Origin of the sequence: Paenibacillus sp. GCM10027630 (assembly GCF_042676305.1) — a bacterium.
In the GTDB taxonomy this organism is placed as follows: domain Bacteria; phylum Bacillota; class Bacilli; order Paenibacillales; family NBRC-103111; genus Paenibacillus_S.
Genome location: NZ_JBHTGY010000031.1, coordinates 40838 through 62354, shown reverse-complemented (window position 1 = coordinate 62354; position 21517 = coordinate 40838). Strand labels below are relative to the sequence as shown.

Here is a 21517-nt window from a genome sequence, read left to right as displayed (position 1 = left end):
AAATGCGAGGATAATAGACGGCTGCATACTGCAGTTGGCAAGCTGGAGCTTTAAGCTAATAATGAACAGGAGGGTTTTGCTTTTCTAGCAGCAATTGTCCAAAAGCTATTATTGCAACTCCCTCCTACCCTTTCAATCTAACAGAACAATACTCAAGCAGAAAAATGAGCTTTCAAGAAAGCTTCTATTGTTTGGATTGACTTTTGCTGCGCAGGAGTAGCAACGCCATATCCGAAGCCATGGCCTACTCCTTCCAGAACCTCTAACTCCGAATGTACTCCACTCTCAAGCAGAGCTTCATGAAAAGATGCCACTTGTTCATACGGCGTCGTCACATCCGCATCCCCCTGAATAATCAGGAATGGCAGCTCTGTTCCCGTAATTCGGTTATACGGGGAGGCTTCACGATACAGCTCTTCATTGCCTTCCCATGGACAACCCATAAATTGAGGAATGAAATCCCCGTTCATTTCCAAGGTTGTCACAGGGCAATAAAGAATGACGGCCTGCGGATATGACTCCTTGTACGCAGCATCCAATGCTAACATTGCAGCTAAGTAGCCGCCCGCCGATGAGCCGATAACGACAATCCGTTCCGGATCGAAGCCGAATCTGGAGGACTGCTTTTTCATATATTGCATGGCGTTATGTACATCTTCCAATTGGGCTGGATACACCGCCATATCCGTTAATCGGTAGCCCGCGGAAGCAGACATATAACCCAATTGAGCGAAATGCTTGGCAACATCGCTCCACTGTTCTTTACTGCCTTTTGCCCATCCTCCACCATGAATAAACAGCAAGGCTACTTCTTCTCTAGGTGCCTCAGGAACATAAAAGTCGATCTTCCATTTCTCATTACCTTCTGCATAGGCTTCATCCAATTTCTCATCAAACAGCATGTGATCCCTTCACTCCTAATCCGTTCTTTAAGCTACACACCCGAGTAGGCCATAAAACCACCGTCAACCGGAACCGTAATGCCGGTTACGAAGCCGGACATCGTATCGTCAGCCAGCCATATTAACGTACCGAGCAAATCATCCGGCTTGCCGAATCTTCGCATTGGGGTATGAGTAATAATTTTGTGAGACCGCTCGGTTAAAGACCCGTCTTCATGGGTCAGCAGCCTACGATTTTGTTCCGTTAAGAAAAAACCCGGAGCAATCGCATTCACTCTGATTCCAGCATCCGCCATATGAACAGCCAGCCATTGTGTGAAATTATCAATTGCCGCTTTGGCTGCGCTGTACGCTGGCACCTTGGTCATCGGACTTGGTGCGCTCATCGAGGACATATTAATAACTACTGCGCCCTGCCGGTTAATCATTGCTTTGGAGAAAACCTGTGTGGGGATGAGCGTACCTAAAAAATTCAAATTAAAAACATAGCCAATACCTTCAGCACTCAGGTCATAAAACGTAGTAATCTCTTTATTGGCTAAATCATCCAACTTCAGAGTTTCATTCGTTGTACTGCCTTTCGGATGATTGCCGCCAGCCCCATTTACTAAGATATCACAAATACCGAGCTTTTCCGCAACCATTTTTTCCGCTGCCTTAACACTCTCCACATTCAGCACGTCGCAGGCAACGGCAATGGCCTCCCCGCCAGCTTCTCTAATCTCATTAGCTACTTGTTCGCCTTTTTCAACAGTTCTATTTAAAATAGCAACCTTTACCCCATGTCTGCCAAGCTCCTTGGCCATCGCTGAACAAAGAACTCCGCTTCCACCGGTAATTACGGCTACTTTTCCTTTTAAATTCTCATTAAGGGTTATCATGAGGTTACCTCCTGTTTACTTCTTTCTAGTGAATCCCAAACGCCCCACAAATACATAATCCCGAGCGCCCGATCATAAAGCCCGTAGCCTGGTCTGCATTGCTCATTCCACAGATGTCTGCCGTGATCCGGTCTAGCGTAACCTGTAAAACCATTCTCATGATAAGCCTTCACTATACCGCAAATATCTACCGTGCCGTCAGAGGCTCTATGGGAGGTCTCGATAAAATCGCCATTCTCATAAAGCCTTACGTTTCGAATATGGGCAAATGGAATCCGGTCCGCGAACTCCCTTACCATCGCTATGATGTCATTGTCTGGATTGACGCCTAGCGACCCGCTGCACAAGGTTACGCCGTTATAAGGGTTATCCACTAGCTTCAAGAGCCTGCGAATATTGGCCTGGTTCGTCATAATTCTCGGCAGGCCAAAAATGGACCATGGCGGGTCATCCGGATGTATCGCCATTTTGATATCGTTGATTTCGGCTACAGGTATTATTTGCTCCAAAAAATACTGCAGGTTATTCCATAAATCTTCTTCCGACACATGCTTATAGGCTTCAAAAAAACGGGAAAGATGCTTCAATCTCGCAGGCTCCCAGCCAGGCATTGTAAAGTCCGGATTAGCGGCAATTTTGCCAACAAGCTCCATTGGATCCATACTGTCAACCTTCGACTTTTCATAGAAAAGAGCTGTAGAGCCGTCTTCCAATTCCTTAAACAGATCAGTCCGAATCCAATCGAAAACAGGCATGAAATTATAACAAATGACCTTAACGCCAATCTTGCCTAAATGTTCAATCGTCTTTTTATAATTCGCAATATAGACATCCCTTGTCGGTAAACCGAGCTTAATGTCCTCATGAATATTAACACTTTCAACAACCTCAACATGGAAGCCGTGTTTGTCTGCAAGCTCTTTGACTTCGATAATTCGATCCAACGGCCACACTTCCCCTGCAGGCAAATCATGTAGAGCCCAAACTATACCCTCCACCCCAGGTATTTGTTTGATTTGCGGTAAAGTTACCGTATCGTTACCCTCACCATACCATCTAAACACCATTTTCATCCGCTCATTCTCCCCAAAATGATAAATTTTAGAATTAAATAGTTCATTCACTGCTACTTGAAATATACTTGTATCCTTGTATACATGTCAAGATGAATCATTTTCTCTAACACCCAAATGCCCCCAAAACCACTGCTGAGCGGAATGGGGGCTTCACTTTTTGGTCTATGCTAAGCAGCCTTTGGAAAGATGCGAATCATATAAATTGAATCTTTCAAGTACTTGTATTGCTTGGATAGTTAGAAGTGGACTTTTAAAAGAATAGATTGATAACCAGTACTTTCCTTTTCCTAATACATATATTAAATTATGGATTCACTATCATGATCACTGATAGGGGGTTGCTGTCTTTGAATTAATCCCCCTACTTTCATAATGTTATTACCGAGGGAAATGTTTTTTTATACTTGGAGCAAGCCATACTGAACCAAGTACTACAGCCTTCAAAGGCTGCCGCTTATTGCTCAAAAGTAACCATCTTTTTGTAACATTAATTCCTTTTGTAACCTTAACTATTTTTGTAACCTTAGTTCTTTTTGTAACCTTAGTTCTTTTTGTAACCTTAATTCTTCTTGCAGCATTAATTCTTCTTGCAACCTTAATTCTCCTTGCAACTTTAATCTTTTTGATTTTCTTCGTGGTCTTTAAAATTCTTGGCAATTTAGGCTCGATCACTTGTCTTTTTCTTTGAGGTACTGTTGGTTGGATAGCTTTACGCTTCCGTTTAATAAGCTTTGATATACGAGAACGTATTCTTCCAGCCTTCTTAGCAGTTTGCTCAACAACAGGAAGATGAAATAATAAATCAGAATTATTGGAGACCGGGTTATGAATGAACGAACTTTCCTGGCTAGGGGTTACGACTATTTGCTCTGTGGTAACCTGACTTTGATCGTTTGCAATTACAGGTTGGGTATCCGTAAATTCATCTGCCTTAATGGAATCAGGAGCTTGAGACGGATCTATATTCACAGGATCAATGAGTTTCGACTCTTGGATAGAAGGTATTTCCACAATCATGGATTTCGACTCTTGGACGGCCGGTATCTCCATAATCATCGGTTTCAACTCTTGAACGGGCGGTATCTCCATAATCATTGGTTTCAACTCTTGAACAGGCGGTATTTCCATAATCATGGGTTTCGACTCTTGGTCGGGCGGTATTTCCACAGTAATTGGTTTAGACTCTTGAACGAGTCGCATTTTTCTCTTTTCCGAGCGCTTCCTCCTACGGATCTGTGTTTTTTGCTCCACTTCTGCCGGTTTTGTCTCTTCCACTATTGTCTGTTCTTTCAATTCTGTCTGCTGGGATAGGTCATTAGTTTTGTCATCTACAACCACTTTCGTTTGTGAGTCCTTATTCGAATTTGAATTTGCATTTGAATTCGAATTTGCACCTTGATTACTGAGGGTATAACTTACATTCTTAATATGTGGTGTCGCGATTTTAATTACCTCGTGCCCTTGAACAAGATCAACATGGTCATCAAACAAACGGCTTAATATCCCGTTTATGCATTCAGGACCACCTTGGTTAATTTGAACCCTCCTAAAGATCATTTTCTCCAGAATACCTTTAAAGTTTACAGCATCCAAATAAACCAACTTTTTATTGAAAGGAGCTACTGCTCCTAAAGGTTCAATACTATCAAAAGTTATGCTCTTTACGTGATTCGTTTGATAATATAAACACTGCTCTTCAGTTTGTAACACCAGATGATCATCTTTAACAGTAGCGAGCCATCCTTTTTTAGATTCGGGCCCATTCCTATTAATACACACAACTTTTTCAACCAGCCGCTTGAGGCCATCTGAATTTACAGGCTGCATATAACATCCCCCTTCTAACATCATGGAATGGATAGTTTATCCCATATATATGCACCAAGCCTTACAGATGCATAGTGAAACTGCCCTTGGCAAGATAAATATCTCTGCAAATTTGTTACAACATTTGGATTAAAAAATAGCCGCGATAAGGCGACTATTTAATACTTTGTAATTCAATTCTTTTTATAGTTCCCTGCAGATCCCGCATGTTACTGAATCTTTTATTTTTTTGCATCTTTGTTACCGTCTTTTGCATCCTTGTTCCCGTCTTTTGAATCTTTGTTTCCATCCTGTTTATCTTTGTTATTATCTTGATCATTTTTCTTCAAACCATAGCTGATATTCCGGATATGAAACGGTAAAATATGAACAACTTCATTGCCTACTACCATTCTTATTTGATCAGCAGTAGTTTCGACCAACACGCCTTCGGTTTTCTCGGGACCCCCGCGGTTGATCTGAACCCAACGATATTTCATGTTTTCCATGACCGAATAAAAATCTTCCGCATCGATATACTTAGGCAGCACAACTTGTTCTTCAACAGGGGCAGGTGGCACTTCTGTAAGGTCTGAAACGTCACGAGCATCTAAGGTTAGGCTTTTAATATGATCCATCTTGCAGTAGAGCATTCCTTCATTTTCAATGTCTACTACGATGTGGTCATCCTTGGCGGAGTACAGTTTACCCTTTTTGGACTCAGGTCCTCCCCTGTTGATACGTACAGTTCTACCTATCATTAAACTAAGACTTTCTTTATCCATAGAACTCAATCCCTCATCTCTTTGATTAATGGGTTACACCTCATATATATTAAATTCTGTGCCTTAGTGAATGGTACATGTACCCAGTATCTTTATTTTTCCGCCAATACCCCTATAATCAAGTGATGATCAGGGCATAATTTCTATATTTTTACATTTATTGGGATGAACAATCCAATTTAGGGAAGTCGCACTTTCTTTACTCTAAAAATAAAGAGCTTTCCCTCAGTCATAATGATTGGGAAAAGCCCTGATTTCAATCCACTAATTTCACTACCTCTTCCCCTTCGGACCCTCCTTGTCTTTAGACCCTTTTGTTCCTTCAGAGTCTTTGGACCCCTTCGAGCCCTTCGCATCTTTCGAGCCTTTCGAGCCTTTCGAGCCTTTCGAGCCTTTCGCATCCTTCGAGCCTTTCGAGCTTTTCGCATCCTTCGAGCCCTTCGAGCCTTTCGCATCCTTCGAGCCTTTCGAGCTTTTCGCATCCTTCGAGCCTTTCGAGCTTTTCGCATCCTTCGAGCCTTTCGAGCTTTTCGCATCCTTCGAGCCCTTCGAGCTTTTCGCATCCTTCGAGCCCTTCGAGCTTTTCGCATCCTTCGAGCCCTTCGAGCTTTTCGCATCCTTCGAGCCCTTCGAGCTTTTCGCATCCTTCGAGCCCTTCGAGCTTTTCGCATCCTTCGAGCCCTTCGAGCTTTTCGCATCCTTCGAGCCTTTCGAGCCTTTCTCATCCTTTGAGCCTTTAGAGCCTTTCGAGCCTTTCGAGCCCCCAGAGCCTTTCGAGCCTTTCGAGCCTTTCGAGCCTCCAGAGCTTTTCGAGCCTCCAGAGCCCTTCGAGCCTTTCGATCCCTTCGGACCTTTCGGACCTCCTAGCGGACCTCCTAACGGACCTTTCGGACCTTTCGGTCCTTTTTGGCCTTTCGAGCCTTCAGAGCCTTTCGAACCCTTCGAGCCCTCAGAGCCTTTCGAACCCTTCGAGCCTCCAGAGCCCTTAGAACCTTTCGAACCTCCAGAACCTTTCGAACCCTTCGAACTTTCAGAGTCTTTGGATCCCTTAGAGTTTTTGCGTAATTCAGGTTCCTTTGGATTTTGTTTTAAAAACTTCTCAAGCTCAGTGCCTATAGTTTCATGAACCAATTCTTGTATTTCGTGCTCTGTTAGGGCTACCAACAAAACCACCTCACTTATCGTTTTCCCTATAAGACGGGAGTAAAATATTTTATGCGAGTGTACTATTGTTGATCTAGGCAAAGTCACGAAATATTGAAACTCCGCATATTCTAATTTAAAAATAAAGGCAGGTGATATAGTGGATTTGCCCAAAGAAGTTCCTATTTATCAAATTTTCATAAAAAAAAATGAATATAAAACCCTTCGAGATCATATGTGGAGCGAAGACCCCGTCCCTGCAAAACTAAAAGCTAACCAAAAGCAATATGACATTGGTGTTGCTTACCGTGGATACCACATTCGAAAACTAAAGAAAAAATCATTACGACTCACTATTCACTCACCAAAATTATTTCTAGGTGCTAGAGAATATCATTTAAATGCCGAGTATTTAGACCCCTCGATGATACGCAGTAAACTTTCCTTTGATTTTTTTAAAGATATTGGAAATCTAGCACCTGCCGCGGAACACATTCTATTAAAGCTGAACGGTTCTACTGTAGGAGTCTATTTACAATTAGAATCAGTAGATGACCTATTTCTAAAAAAAAGAGGCTTACAACCCGGACACATTTTTTATGCAAGCAATGATGATGCTAACTTTTCTTTAATAACACCTGAAAATAAAATCAAACAATCCCTTGAAGCAGGCTATAGCCTAAAAGTCGGACTCAAAGAGGATTATCGATATATACGGGAACTTATTTATAAAATAAATACGGTCCCTCAGTCTGAATTTAAAAATGAAATCTCCAACTTGATAGATGTGAATAAATTTTTACTATGGCTGGTTGGAATTGTCTGCACGCAAAATTATGATGGTTTCATCCAAAACTATGCCCTTTACCGAAGCGGAGAGTCTGGGCTATTTGAGATTATTCCTTGGGATTACGATGCAACCTGGGGAAGAGATATACATGGTAAAGTCATGGAGTACGATTATGTTCCTATCCAAGGATATAACACCTTAATCTCTCGACTAATTGATGTGCCTGAGTTTCGTCAAAAGTACAAATCTCTTCTTGAAAACATCTTGGAAACCAAATTTAATGCTAGTTACTTAGAACCACATATATTCTCCTTACAAAGCATGATTCGTCCCTACATTCTTTTGGATCCATTTAAAAGTAAGGATATTTCAAGTTTTGACATGGAAACCGAATATATTATTCAATTCATAAATAACCGTCGAGCTTATCTGAAGAATCATTTGGTTGATCTGAGTTGAACAGATACCTGGCATACGATTGATGAGATTGTTCAAATACCCATAGGCGATTACCCCAGAAATTCAATAACCATCCAAATCCCATCGAAAAGCATTTACTCACAACGACAGGCCAACCCATATATTGGTGAAAAAGAATTAGCAGTCCCGAAGTGAGCAGCAAGCTCAAAATATTAAGCACCAGAAATTTAACAATTTCGCCTCCATTTGTGTTTCCAGTACTTTGGAAGGTCCATCTTCGATTAAGATGGAAGCTGTTGATTCCACTGAATATGGAGGACATATATTGGGAAGCCAAATACGGAATTCCAGCATAAGTAAGGAGGGCAAACAGAGCAAAGTCAATGCATGCATTCGCTCCTCCTACCAAACCGGATTTCAAAAGAAGGATTTTGGTATGAGTTTTACGCATTAGCTCACACCCTTCATTCTGGTTTCCTTTATCGCAACACGGCTGGAATCACGCACCATGTATAGGGGACGACTTTTAGCCGCAGCATAAATACGACCGATATACACCCCGAGAATACCCATGATCATCAAAATAAAACCGGTTGAAAACAGCTGAAAAGCAGCAAGCGAATGCCACATCGGAAGTGCCGTATCTGTAAAGAGTTTGAAATACACAAACGCCCCGAGATAAAGGAGGCCAACGCTTGAGAGAACTCCTCCCAAATAGCCTACAATCTTCAACGGCTTGAAGGAGTAGGCTGTAATAACATTCAGACAAAGCTTCAGCAGCTTTTTAAAAGGGAGCTGCGGCTTTTCCGCCTCCTGTTCCCCTTGTTCATCTACTATGATCGTTTGACTGTAGCCCACCCAGCTGACCATACCATCAAGCAAGTGGTTTTTACCTGAAAATTGTCTCAATTCCTCATAAACCTTGCGGTCCAATAAACGGAATTCACTTGAATCCAATGCTATGATGCTATCCGTTGATGTCCGCAGAATACGGGAGAACAACCCAGCTATTTGCTTCTTAAGCAACGTAGCTTCTTTTTGTGCAGCTCGTTTCATATATACAACGTCAAAGCCTTCTTTCCACTTTGCGATCATATCTGGAATTAGCTCTATTGATGAGCTTTGCATATTAGAGTCAATAATCACCACGGCTTCTCCAACCGCATAGTCCATGCCGGCTGTAATCGCAATCTGATGACCATAATGACGAGAGAAATTAATTAGCTTGACGGTTTCGTCCCATTCACTGTAGCTGTTGAGCAGAAAAGCAGTGTTGTCACGGCTTCCATCATTAACAAACAGCAGCTCATAGGCCTCGCCTATCTGCTCCATAACCTGTTTCAAACATCGATAAGTTGTATAAATGACTCCCTCTTCATTAAAGACCGGAACGATGATGGAATATTGAGTACTCATACGGCCTCTCCTCCTGTACCTTCATCATAGTCCCTCAATCTGAATCGTCCCTTAACGCTAACTGAGCATTAATTGAATAGTTGCTGAATGCGGGCTGAAAATGAATAAGTACACAATGAATCACAAAAGATGAGTGCCAATAGTACACAGCGGCAGCTATAAGTCCCCGTAAGAATACCTGGAAATCCTCCAGTTAATATTAGCCAAGAGGGTCAAAACTGAGGATATAACAGGAAAACATCCCGTTAATTCCATGTTATAAGATACTTTTTCTCACTGAGCGCTTGATTAGAAGGAGCAATTCCAGTTAGTCACCTAACCAGTCGTGTAATGCCGGAATTAGCTCCAGAAATTCCAGTTAACCTCCTATTTAGAAAGCTTCAGTCTTGACCTTATCCGAACCATTGGCAGAAAAAAACCTTCGAACCCGATATTTAAAGCGGGTTCGAAGGTTTCTTCACATTTATTTGAGATTCACTCACCAAGGCTTACCTTAGGCTTAGGTTAGGCTTGCCCTCTGGAGATGCGTTCTATCGGAGCTGGCTTGATTGGATTAACAGCCTTGCAGCTTACTCGGGAATCCATACCAAAAATGTACAGCCTTCCCCCTCTCGGCTTTCGACACGAATGGTACCTCCATGAATGTCCACAATGGACTGGGTAATAGCTAAGCCTAAGCCTGCCCCTCCATATTTTCGCGTCCTTGAGGAATCGCTTCTGTAGAATCTGTCAAACACATGCGGCAAATGCTCCTCGGAAATCCCATGACCATTATCTTTAACTGATAATAAAATTCCATGGTCCTGCCATGATAACGAAACTTCAATATGCCCCTTATCATTATCCGTATGCTGTACCGCATTTTGGAATAAATTCAGTATCACTTGCTTCATTTTATCCGAGTCAAATTTGCACTTCATGTTGGGTGAAATCTTGAAGCTTAGCTGTCTGTTGCCCGCCAATATGCGAAGCTGTGCTTCCATATCCCGGACAACTGAATCCAACATACCATCAGACAGCTGGATGTGAGGAGATTTATCCAGCTTAGCCAGCACCAGCAAATCATGGACTAGCTTATTGAGACGCTCCGACTCACTGTGCATGCTTGTTAATGCTTTATGCAGCTGGTCCGGCTGGCTGGCCGCGCCGCGGAGCAATACTTCCAGAAATCCATTGATAGACGTTAATGGTGTACGAAGCTCATGAGAAGCATCGGCTATAAATCGGCGCATCTGCTCTTTAGTCTCTTTCTCCGCTTCAAAGGAAGCTTCCAAGCGCATTAACATTCCGTTAAACGATTCGGATAACCGGTCTATTTCCATCTGGCCCTGCCGAGTTGGGAAGCGTGTCTCCAAATTCCCTGCATTAATCTTCTCCACGGTTTTGACCATGTTGAATAAGGGGACTAATGTTTTTCTAAGCACCGGCAGAAAGCCTAACAATCCAAACAGCATAGCAACGACAGCAAGAAACAAGAAGGTAAGCAGCTGCCGAATGAGCAGCTCCCTCAGGGGACCTGTCATCGTGCTAACCTGAACAAGCCCCAGTGTTTGTCTTGATGCCGAGCCAACCGCTTGCAGAACCATCAGTTGTTCGTGACCACCCGAATTAATGACTCTGTAGTTTAATTTAGGTTTGCCCTGCGCCAGCACATCCAAATACTCTTGGGTAGCAAGCTCAGGAGGAACCGTATCACTAGGTCCATTCGTCAATACGGTATGATTGCCGTTCGAATCGATGTAGGCCAGATTGGCCTCAGGAATGAAAAAGAAAGGCGACCTGTTACCAGGCCGGTTATCTTGACGATTATTTTCGGGTTTATTGTCCGTTTTATTTTCGGGCTTGTTATCAGTTTTATTGTCGACTTTATTATCATTACGATTATCTGGCGGACGGTTATCATTTCGATTATCAAGACGATTTTCAGCACGATTTTCAGTACGATTCTCGCCACCGCTATTATTTCCAATACCGCTACCATTACTATTATTATTATTATTGTTGGAATTTGCGCCAAACTGCTGCCAGGCATTTGGTGGGATTGACAGAATCTGGCTTTGAATACTGGTAGCTTTATTTCTATAAATGTTCTCCCGCATAAAAGCATATTGAACAAGACCGATGAGGACAAGCAAGCAGGCAAGAATCAATAAGGAACGGGATAATAGTTGAAACCGGAGTGAATTGGGAGAGAAAATGGTTTTAAGAGCTTCCTTCATACCAGATCAACTCGGTATCCTAGCCCTCGCAGGGTTCGTATGATTTGATGGTTCTTGTCATTTAATTTATCCCTTAAAGCACGAATGTACACCTCTACAATATTTTCTTCCCCTCCAAAATCATAACCCCAAACTTTATCCAAAATAACCGTTTTACTTAGAACCAAGCCATGATTGACGACTAAAAATTTAAGCAGCTCATATTCGGTCGGTGAGAGCTCCAGCACCCGATTTTCCAGCTTGATCTCTTTACGCCGGTCATCAATATTAAATTTTCCGATAACAACCTCCCCGAACAGGTTCGGAAACTGGTTGCGGACTCTCGCATAAATTCTCGCAAGCAGCTCTTCAAAGCTGAACGGCTTTATCATATAATCATCCGCACCTAGCGTTAACCCCTTCACTCGGTCATCTACCTCATCCTTGGCGGTCAACATTATTACGGCTACATTTTCTGTTTTTTTGATCATCCGGCACACCTCGAAGCCATCCATTCCCGGCATCATCACATCAAGAATAGCGACATGAGGCTGAAATTGCTTCATCATGCTAATAGCGGTCATACCATCGTTAGCTGTCTGTACTTCAAAGCCTTCATTTTGTAAGCCAAGCTCCAGGAACTGAACGATATTGGGCTCGTCATCTACGAGCAATATTTTTATTCCTTTTAATTGTTGCATATGGATCTACCGCCTTATAGTAGTCTTTGTGATCTATATTATACTGATTTATATGAAAAAACACACTTAAACCGACAAGAATTATTATCAAATTCTCATTCCTGAATGGCGAGACCTGAAATAACCGCTGCTTGAAATGTTCATCCATCAGCCTCCATCGATATGTACTTCATCTACACTTTCACAATTCTTTTTTTTGTAAAACTAACCTTTTCCTTATCGTCTATAAAGCGATATCCGCTCAACTCAGCGCTCCGCTATTGTTTATACCTGAATACATTACAATCATAAGCTTCATGCCTGAATCCATGCTGAGGGAAAACTGAACGTTTCTTTAGAGGAAGCTGAAGATTTGCTGAAAATTTCCATTTTCTTACGACAAAAGGCTCTACTGCAATAGTTCTGCAATAGAGCACTTTTATGTTTAAAACGTTGAATTTCGTAAACTCACAGCTATAAAAATAATTATTGTGTTAAAGTAGCAAGCAGTCGTTTCGCTGTACCTGTAGAAGTCGTGATGACCTCGTAGGCCCGGATGGTTACCGGATATTCAAGCTGCTCTGATTTTACATTGGCAAATGTAATGGTTTGTAGCCCGCTGATCAGCTTGCCCGTTCCCTGCAGCTTGTTAGTCGTGCTGCCAAGTATACGATTAGTGGCGTCAACCACTTCAAATTCCAGTGTAGAGAAGGAATCGTCTACAATGACTTGTTCTGACTTCTTAATGTCAAAGTTTCCTTTGAGCGTATAGGTATAGCTGCCACTGCTGTACTGTGCGTTAATAGCCCAGTAATCCAATGTTACATCGAATGGATAGAGCGATAGCTTTTTGGCTACTGCTTGCGGATCTTCTTCTCCTGTTTGAGCCACGCTCACCTTATAGTTAGCAATCGGCACTTTAATACTCGAAGTATTGGAAGCATCCGTTATGCTAAGCTTAAATTGGCCTGTAGCAGCTGGAGGAAGCATATAGGAATAGCTGTAAACGTAAGCTGTATTCGGGATAAGCTCCTGCAAAGTAGTCGTTTGGCGGGCACCCGGATAAGTCGTACCGCTCGAATCGGTCAAGGAAGTACCGAAATTCGGAATTTTCAGCGTTTCATTGCTATTATTCATAAGCTTGAATTTGGCAACAACGGTTTGGTATCCGTTCTCTGAATCGGTATGGCCATTAAGCTCTATCAATGAAACCTTCAGATTAGGATCAATCAGCTCGCTGCTCGAATCGAACACAATGGATTGTCCCAGCTCATATTGTGGAATATTGTTCATGTTAGAGCCAGCAGACAGACCTTCTGACAGACTTGCCGCCAATATCGGAATCGCACCGGCTTCTGTACTGTTCTGGGTTCCGCCGGATGAAGCATTTGAACCTGTCGTAGTTGAATTAGCTGTAGTGTTGCTGCCAGTTGAGGCTGATGTATTTGTATTTGTACCTGTATTGGTGTTCGTATTCGTCTTATTGGATGCGGAAACATCTGTTACCGCTTCGGATACTAGAAATTGAAGCTTCTCAGCAGCAGTGCCTTCAGGCAGCTGCGCCGCGAACCTGTAGGATCCTGATTCGCCGGGAGCCAGATACGTTTCCGGCACAACCACTGCAGAAGTATTTACGGAAAGGGTTGCTTCTTTAGAAATCAATACGCCTTGAAGCGTAGGAGCTTTAATGGTGCTCTTGCTGTCATTATGCAGCACAGCGGTAAGGAGCGCGCCATTCTTGTTGTTTATCTCCTGAGCCTCAGCCTTTTGCAGCTCGATGGTAATTCCTTCGCGCCCATTAAGAACATAAGGAACTCGTTCCCCCATTTTGGCTAATTGGAACAGCGGCGCCAAGGATAGCTTGCCCAAGGATGTGATACCGGCGCTGTCAAGCGACAGATCGAGGGTCATGGCATCTGTTGAAGGCAATGTATCCATAGTCGTAGTCAACAAAATATGCTTCGATTGACCCGCATTAATGGAAGTGCCTTGAACGGCATTGGACGATAAGGTTAAGGTTCTGCCCTGTCCATCATGCAGTAAATATTTGATGCCTGATGGTAAAGTTATCGTTTCCGTTCCGGTAGGAGTTACCATTGCATCCACAAGCAGCGTCCATTTGCCGTCCTGGGGAAGAGTAACGGCTTTGACGGCTTGATAAGATACAAAGGAATTGGTTGTGACAGCCGTATCCACATCCGATAAATTTACAAGCAGCTGGTTATTGGTTTGTCCAATGGATTGTGCATTTGCTACCGAAAGCGAACCAATATCCCGTACGCTGGAACCATTTCCATTGCGTTCAAATACCGTTACCTGCAGCTGTGAGGCATCTAAACCTGCTGGAATAGTTGACACATAGTAGTAGCTTACAGCAGTATGACCAGGCACTTGAGCATTCGCCTGCTTGCTCAGCTGAGCATAATAGCTGCCCCCCGAAGTCGAGGTTACTTTCACACCGTAATAGTTGTAATCCAGGATGGAATCTCCATCATTATTTAACTGGAGTTGAAATTGCATCGTTTGATTGCTGGAGCCTTTGGAAATAGAAACATTCTCCAAGGTGAAATAGACGGAGCTGTTAATAAACACGCCTTCTTTTCCTGCAAACGAAATCCCCGATGTCCAAGCGGAGAAAGCGATGCAAAGTGCAGTAAACAGGATGGCCGTTATACGGACGATTCGTGAAGAAGCCGCCTCGCGTAGTCGGTTAATAATCATAGGATGTACCTCCTTGGAGTTTTGCTGTAGCAAAACTTACTTCGTAAGCAGTTTGCTGGTTTTTCGAAGAAGAACTTGGGTTTGACAAATGGATTAATCAGTGCGCAAAGCATCGATAGGCCGCAGCTTGGATGCTTTGTTAGCCGGATACAGTCCGAAAATAACACCAACAAGAACAGAGAACAGAAATGCGTACATACTGATATCGAAAGAAACGACCGTCATTTGCTTAGGATTGAAATATGGCCACGCCTTGGCAAGCCCTACTCCTATCAATAGCCCGATAAGCCCGCCTAATCCACTTATTACGACAGCTTCGAACAGAAATTGCAGAAGAATATTTTTCCGCTTGGCACCTATCGACTTACGGATACCAATCTCTCGGGTCCGTTCACTTACCGTAACTAGCATAATATTCATAATCCCAATACCGCCAACCAGCAACGAGATACAAGCAACGCTCACGAGTTGGCTTGTTAAAGTATTGGAAGCCTCCGTGCTCGCCGAAAGCAATTGATCCTGGTTGGTAAAACGAAATCCGGAAGAGCTTTTAAACTTGTAAGTCAAAAAGGATGTTAAAGTGCTTTGAGCCGTGGTGATATCTTCCTTTGTTGTAGCTTCAACATACGTAGTTCTAATGGCTCCCAGACTCAACTGGCGTTGCGCTGTGGTCAGGGGAATGATGACTGAGTCATCCGCTGATGTTCCACCGATGCTGGATCCCTTAGTATTGAGAAGCCCGACAACTGTGAACTGAAACCCATTGATATTAATAATTTTATCCAGTGGATCCGTTGTACCGAAAAGCTCCTTGGATACAGTAGCACCCAGCACCGCCACATTCGTTCGTAAATCCAGATCGGCTTCCGTAATAAAACGGCCTTTGTTAATCGATGCTTTCAAGATGCTCATATAGCGTTCATTGGAGCCCAACACGGAATAGGACTCTTGTGTAGTATCGTATTTAACATTCAGACTGGAAGAGACGGTAGGAGCAATTGCAGCAATTTCAGGAAACTGCTCAAAGGTCATGATGTCGCTATAATTAAGCTGCGTGGCTCGTCCTTGATTCAATAAATTAACTACCAGCAGATTGGTACCCATATTTTCGTACTGCTTGGCGATTTGCGCTGAAGTGCCTTTACCGATCGCAACCAGCGTCACTACTGAGCTGACGCCTATGATAACGCCTAGCATTGTCAGCAAAGTTCGCATCCAATTCGCGCTTACGGTCTTCAGCGCCATCTGCATCAGTTCCATGATTCTCATACGGTCACCTCTACCGCTTCAGCCTTCTGCGTTTGAGGTTCATTGATCTGATCACCGACAATTAAGCCATCCCTTATCGTAACAATTCTTTTGGCATTTTCCGCGATATGCAGATCATGTGTGATCAATACGATGGTATTTCCGATTTCGTTCAAGTGAAGCATCAGCTCCAGCACCTCTTGACCTGTCTTCGAGTCTAACGCTCCTGTCGGCTCGTCTGCCAACAGAAGGGAGGGACCAATAGCCAAAGCACGGGCAATCGCTACACGCTGCTGCTGACCGCCTGACAATTCACTCGGTTTATGGTGGGAGCGTTGGCCCATCCCCAGCATTTCAAGCATGCTCTGCGACCGTTCTCTCCGATCTTTCTTCGGAGTTCCGTAATAGATCATCGGCAGCTCCACATTTTCAATAGCTGTGAGGCGCGGTAGCAGATTAAATTGTTGAAATATAAATCCGATCTTGCGATTCCGAAGTCCTGCGAGCTCATCGTCCTTCATTTTTTCCGTTGCTACCCCATCAAGTATATAAGACCCGGAGGTGGGCACATCCAGCAGCCCGATGGTATTCATCAAAGTGGATTTACCGGATCCGCTGGGGCCGACAATCGCTACGAATTCTCCTTTATCTATGGAGAGAGAAATGTCTTTGAGAATCATCAGTTCCTCGACTCCGCGGGAATAAGATTTTTTAATATTTTGTAATTCTATCATTTTCATATCTTATCACCTTCCCTTCCCTAGGAGATTTAGAAGCCTGGAGGACGTCCGCCCTGGAATCCACCGCCACCTCCACCAGCGCCACCACCGGTGTTACCGTTACGTGCGCCTTGCTGGAACTGATTTCTCATGGCATCAATTTCAGATTGGGAAAGCTTCTTCGTTGAGTTGGCTGACTGGACAACGACAGAGTCGCCTTCCTTCAGGCCATCTGTAATTTCCATCATCGTGCTGGTGTTCGAGCCAATCTTCACTTCGTGATCCGCTTCGGTAGTTCCGTCGGCATTTTTCAATGTAACGATACGTTTGCCAGCCCGTTGTTTAACCGCATCCACCGGCAATACGAGAACGTTCTTTTTGTCTTCTATAATGATATCAGCCGTAGCTGTCATTGTGTTTTTGAGCTCGGATACATTTTTCAATGTTACTACTGCTGTATAGAAGGTAACTCCATTGGTAACCGTTCCTACGGTTGACACCTGAGTTACTTCGCCGTTAAATACTTTGCCTGCTACAGCATCCACCTTAACCTCCGCTTTCTGTCCAACTTTGATTTTGGGCAGGTCAAGCTCATCTACCTTGATCGGGAGCTGCAACGTTTCCAGATTGGCTACAGCGCCAAGCTGTACATTGCTGGCAATGGTTGTTCCTACTGGATAAGCCGTCAGCACATTTTTCTTCTGGTCGACGAAATCAGTAGAGAATACTCCGTCAAAGGGCGCCAGCACCTTCAGCTTCTCAATCTGATCCTCTATGTCTTTAATGCTCTTGAGGGATTGATCGATCTGATTTTGTTTATTTGTAATGTCCTTTTTCAGTGTGTCGCTTATGATCGTATCAATCAAATCACCTTTATTGACCATTTGATTTTCTTTAATTACCAGTTGATCCACAGTACCCGTTACCCCTGCCAATACCGTAACCGAGGTTTTATATTGCAGCGCGGCTGAGCCTTTTGATTCAATCTTCAAGCCTTCGACCGTAATAGAGCCCTTCACAGTTTGGCCAGCATCCATCGATCCGTCATTATCAACACGTATGGCCACGTCAATCAACCGATTGCCCTTCGCATCGGACTTCACGGATTGGGATACCGAGTTGACCACGCCTGATTTGGTTAGCATGTATCCATCAATAGTTAACTGGACACTATCGCCGTTATGAATTTGAGCGGCTTCCTCTTGCAAAAAGGGAAGGGTGACCGTCAATGTATCTGTATCCGCAATTGTGGCAATTTTAGTGGATTTGGAAACCGATGCACCTTCGCTGATATTAGTTGAAAGGATTAGCTTACCGCTGGCTGGCGCAAAGGTCTTCAACGCTGCCGATTGAGCTTGTAAATCCTGCATATCGGATTGATAGCCGCTGAGTGTCAGCTTTGCTTGATCCAGCTTCTCGTCCAAGGAAGAGTCGGAAAGCTCGAGAAGCAAATCTCCCTTCTTCACCGTTTGATTTCGAGTAAGGTTGATTGTTTTGATCATGCCTTCCTTGGGGGGAACAATCGTCTGCTGCTCTTGTGCCTCAAGCTGGGCTGTACCTGAAATGACCGAGCGTATATTGCCCTTTTTGACCGTATACGTTGTTTCCTTTACTGCCGTTTGCGGCTTGCTCTGAAACAACGTTCCCTTATTTAAATAAGCGTAGGTGCCGCCACCGCATACTACTACAGCAGCTATGGCTATAATAATTCCTTTTTTCTTCATGAACGATATGCCTCCCCAACTTAAAACTTGGCTTCAACTAACGCAAGTATCTTTCTTTTACTTAATGACCTTCGCCCAAATTACGCACGCAAGCCGAATCCTGTTACCCTACACGAATCACATCGTTATCTCCTGCCTTATCGTTGTGACTATGTAAGCATACAGATTGCTCATACGAATTAGTTTTGGATGTTGTAGCCGTACCGCGCCTCTTTCTTCTTTGGTTTATTAATGATTTCATTATGATGGTTGTATCTGAATTGAACTTGATGGCTAGCTGAAAGAACCCTGAAAGTGCTAAAGCCTTGCTGTGACTACGTTTTACAGGAAATTTGAGAAAATAAACTCGGATTGGCTATCAGCTTTTATTCAGCTTACTTTCAGCAAATTTTCAGTTTCAAATCTGGACAAATAAACCATTTTTACATCACAAAAAAAAGACCGCCTCCCTAAGTCCTTAGACTTGGAAAGCAGTCCCTGCAAGTAACGCCTCTGTGCGCCAATGTTAGCCCAAATTAGCTTGCCGCACCCTTGCTTAAATAGTTCTCAATTGTAGCCTCGGATTTCTTCTGGCTCAACCAAGTGCTCGACATTTCGCTTACTTTCTGACTGACCAGCTTATCATGGATTTCCGTCTTCTTATCTTCCAAGGTAGGAGTCGATGCATCCTTATGATCCGTTACTTTGATGATATGAAAGCCGCTATCCGTAGAAACCACATCACTTAAGCTGCCGACTTTCAAGGAAAACGCTGCAGTTTCGAAAGGAGCTTCCATTGTCCCGCGTCCAAAAAAGCCAAGATCCCCGCCATTTCCCTTCGAGCCCTCATCCTGCGACTTTTCTTGCGCTATCTTCGCAAAATCTGCCCCATTCTTCAAATCAGCCAAAATCGCATCTGCTTCTTCTTTAGTAGCAACTAGAATATGGGATGCTTTAACCTGCTCTGCGATTTTTAAAGTTTCCAAATTGGCATCGTAATATTGCTTAATCTCATCGTCGCTGACTGTCACTTGCGGTTCCAATATTTTTTGCATCATAACTTGAGGCATCATCTCTTCTTTCAAGCTATCCAGCGTAAGTCCATTCGCGGCAAGGGCTTGATTAAACTCCGCCTCAGAAGGGAAATTAAGCTTCAAGGTTGCCAGCTCCTTATCCAGGTCAGCAGGCTGAACCTGAACGCCCGCCTTCACGGCCTCCTGCCGGATCAGCTCCTTCTCAATCATGCTGTTCACTGTTTGTGCGCCGCTGCTTGCAAGCACTGTTTTATAAAGCTGTTCCTTGTCGATCTTCACTCCATTAACTACAGCCAAAGTTTCTGCCGCCGTACTTTTCGGAGGATATACAGTAATATAAACGACTAATGCAACAAATAATAGCAAGGTAGCTATCATCCATTTACGGTTCGATAATTTGTAGTTCAATAGTATGACTCCCTTTCTAAAGTTGTAGTATCTAAGATGTGGTTTGCTCCTTCAGCGTTGCTGCTGATAGACCCCATTATGGACTAGCTTTATTAATTTAACTTTAAAATTAGCTGAAGATTTAATGAGTCGTCCCGTTATCCCAGGCTCTTCTGGTTTGACTCACACTATCGGAAAATGCTACAATTCAAGCAATTCAACTAGGATTTTCGGGGTTTGGAGGGGCTACTTTTGCATGTACGAAAACGTCATAGAATTGTATTAATTTGGATCATCATTGGTTTCTTCGTCTTTCCGTTGACTCCTCCCATTTCTCAACATCTCCCGTATGAACAGAGCGCACTAGGGCAATATAATGATACTCATACCTTCATGCACCTGGAGCCATCATTGTCCAAACAATCCTTATATCTACATAAATCATTACTACCGAGAAACGAAACCTCACCGTTGGAATCATTTTATTTCTACTTATTGTTACTTGTCCTTTTCTTATACTTTGTGCATTCCAGAATTCGTGAATTACTCAAGAGGCATCTGCTCGCTATTCTTAAGTTTTCCTCTATTACATACCGCACTCATTCAAATCCATAACGTAAAACTACAATACAAATGAATGAGATTCGGAAAAGAGGAGCCCTACATGTCATCCAGCACATATCAAAATGAACAGCCCCATTCCCAGCATCGCAAGCAATCCTGGGCTAAATTTTTGCGTCGCACCCTTTTAATGATTATTGGATCCGCCCTATTCTCAGTAGGCTTGGAAATATTCCTTGTACCTAACAACATCATTGACGGCGGGATCGTCGGTATTTCCATCATCATTTCTCATTTGACTAATATACCGCTTGGTGTGTTTCTGGTTATTCTGAACCTGCCTTTTTTATTAATCGGGTATAAGCAAATAGGCAAAACCTTTGCCTTTTCAACCCTGTTTTCCGTAATTATAATGTCTATCGGAACTACGCTTCTTCATCCTGTGAAGCCAATAACCATCGACCCTCTGCTCGCTGCCGTATTCGGGGGTATTATACTGGGAATCGGTGTTGGTCTCGTTATCCGATCAGGCGGCTCTTTGGATGGTACAGAAATTGTCGCCATTCTCGTTAGCAAGAAGTCTGCGTTTTCAGTGGGCGAGATCGTCATGTTCTTCAACTTTTTCATTCTCGGCAGCGCCGGCTTTGTATTTGGTTGGGATCATGCCATGTATTCACTAATTGCGTATTATATTGCTTTTAAATTGATTGATATTACAATCGAAGGATTGGATCAATCCAAATCGGTTTGGCTGATCAGCGATGAGTATGAGAAAATCGGTGAGGCAATAACCTTCCGACTTGGGCGCGGTGTAACTTATCTGAATGGTTCGGGAGCTTTTACCGGCGATGATAAAAAAGTCATCTTCAGTGTCATCACCCGTCTGGAGGAAGCTAAGCTTAAATCCATTGTCGACGAGCTTGATCCTAAAGCTTTTCTTGCAATTGGCAACATCCATGACGTCAAAGGCGGACGGTTCAAGAAGAAAGACATTCATTAGTAGAACATACAACATAAGAAAATAGCCCCTTGGCCAGATTGGCTTGC

At 43.3% G+C, this 21517-nt stretch carries 17 protein-coding genes; 2 read left to right on the top strand and 15 right to left on the bottom strand.

Annotation, left to right across the window (positions count from 1 at the left end):
* Positions 1-152: 152 nt before the first annotated feature.
* From ACFQ0C_RS13995 to ACFQ0C_RS13970, 6 genes are all read right to left on the bottom strand, one after another.
* The gene (locus ACFQ0C_RS13995; protein ID WP_379367737.1) at positions 153-902 is read right to left on the bottom strand and encodes an alpha/beta hydrolase; all 750 of its coding nucleotides are present in this window, start codon (positions 900-902) and stop codon (positions 153-155) included.
* A gap of 32 nt (positions 903-934) precedes the next feature.
* Positions 935-1783, bottom strand: a complete 849-nt coding sequence (locus ACFQ0C_RS13990; protein WP_379367735.1) for an SDR family oxidoreductase — start codon at positions 1781-1783, stop codon at positions 935-937.
* The gene (uxuA, locus tag ACFQ0C_RS13985; RefSeq protein ID WP_379367733.1) at positions 1780-2856 is read right to left on the bottom strand and encodes a mannonate dehydratase; all 1077 of its coding nucleotides are present in this window, start codon (positions 2854-2856) and stop codon (positions 1780-1782) included. Before uxuA ends, ACFQ0C_RS13990 begins: the two co-directional genes overlap by 4 nt.
* 381 nt (positions 2857-3237) lie before the next feature.
* A complete protein-coding gene (locus tag ACFQ0C_RS13980; protein ID WP_379367731.1) occupies positions 3238-4686 on the bottom strand; it encodes a hypothetical protein in 1449 nt (482 codons plus the stop codon).
* Between the two features lie 221 nt (positions 4687-4907).
* Positions 4908-5450 (bottom strand): spore coat protein, encoded by a 543-nt coding sequence (locus tag ACFQ0C_RS13975; protein WP_379367729.1) that lies wholly within the window; start codon positions 5448-5450, stop codon positions 4908-4910.
* Between the two features lie 273 nt (positions 5451-5723).
* A complete protein-coding gene (locus ACFQ0C_RS13970) occupies positions 5724-6614 on the bottom strand; it encodes a hypothetical protein (RefSeq protein WP_379367727.1) in 891 nt (296 codons plus the stop codon).
* Positions 6615-6753: 139 nt separating this feature from the next.
* On the opposite strand from ACFQ0C_RS13970, the gene ACFQ0C_RS13965 reads away from it, so the two are divergent.
* Positions 6754-7842, top strand: a complete 1089-nt coding sequence (locus tag ACFQ0C_RS13965) for a CotH kinase family protein (RefSeq protein WP_379367725.1) — start codon at positions 6754-6756, stop codon at positions 7840-7842.
* Here ACFQ0C_RS13965 and ACFQ0C_RS13960 read toward each other — a convergent pair.
* The 9 genes from ACFQ0C_RS13960 to ACFQ0C_RS13920 all read right to left on the bottom strand — a co-directional run bounded on the left by ACFQ0C_RS13960 (position 7790) and on the right by ACFQ0C_RS13920 (position 19930).
* Positions 7790-8254 carry a GtrA family protein gene (locus ACFQ0C_RS13960; protein ID WP_379367723.1) on the bottom strand — a complete coding sequence of 155 codons (465 nt, stop codon included), beginning with the start codon at positions 8252-8254 and terminating at the stop codon, positions 7790-7792. The genes ACFQ0C_RS13965 and ACFQ0C_RS13960 overlap by 53 nt on opposite strands.
* Positions 8254-9219, bottom strand: a complete 966-nt coding sequence (locus ACFQ0C_RS13955) for a glycosyltransferase family 2 protein (RefSeq protein ID WP_379367721.1) — start codon at positions 9217-9219, stop codon at positions 8254-8256. Before ACFQ0C_RS13955 ends, ACFQ0C_RS13960 begins: the two co-directional genes overlap by 1 nt.
* Positions 9220-9788: 569 nt before the next feature.
* Entirely contained in the window at positions 9789-11438 is a 1650-nt protein-coding gene (locus ACFQ0C_RS13950) for a sensor histidine kinase (RefSeq protein ID WP_379367719.1), read from the bottom strand.
* The gene (locus ACFQ0C_RS13945; protein ID WP_258212508.1) at positions 11435-12118 is read right to left on the bottom strand and encodes a response regulator transcription factor; all 684 of its coding nucleotides are present in this window, start codon (positions 12116-12118) and stop codon (positions 11435-11437) included. Before ACFQ0C_RS13945 ends, ACFQ0C_RS13950 begins: the two co-directional genes overlap by 4 nt.
* Positions 12119-12583: 465 nt before the next feature.
* Positions 12584-14818: a hypothetical protein gene (locus tag ACFQ0C_RS13940; protein ID WP_379367716.1), complete on the bottom strand. Its 2235-nt coding sequence runs from the start codon at positions 14816-14818 to the stop codon at positions 12584-12586.
* Between the two features lie 93 nt (positions 14819-14911).
* A complete protein-coding gene (locus tag ACFQ0C_RS13935; RefSeq protein WP_379367714.1) occupies positions 14912-16087 on the bottom strand; it encodes an ABC transporter permease in 1176 nt (391 codons plus the stop codon).
* Positions 16084-16806 (bottom strand): ABC transporter ATP-binding protein, encoded by a 723-nt coding sequence (locus ACFQ0C_RS13930; RefSeq protein WP_379367712.1) that lies wholly within the window; start codon positions 16804-16806, stop codon positions 16084-16086. Before ACFQ0C_RS13930 ends, ACFQ0C_RS13935 begins: the two co-directional genes overlap by 4 nt.
* A gap of 29 nt (positions 16807-16835) precedes the next feature.
* The gene (locus ACFQ0C_RS13925) at positions 16836-18509 is read right to left on the bottom strand and encodes a permuted SH3 domain-containing protein (protein WP_379367709.1); all 1674 of its coding nucleotides are present in this window, start codon (positions 18507-18509) and stop codon (positions 16836-16838) included.
* 515 nt (positions 18510-19024) lie between these two features.
* Positions 19025-19930 carry a peptidylprolyl isomerase gene (locus ACFQ0C_RS13920; RefSeq protein ID WP_379367707.1) on the bottom strand — a complete coding sequence of 302 codons (906 nt, stop codon included), beginning with the start codon at positions 19928-19930 and terminating at the stop codon, positions 19025-19027.
* Between the two features lie 643 nt (positions 19931-20573).
* Here ACFQ0C_RS13920 and ACFQ0C_RS13915 point away from each other — a divergent pair.
* Positions 20574-21470, top strand: a complete 897-nt coding sequence (locus tag ACFQ0C_RS13915; protein WP_258212503.1) for a YitT family protein — start codon at positions 20574-20576, stop codon at positions 21468-21470.
* The last annotated feature ends 47 nt before the right edge of the window (positions 21471-21517 follow it).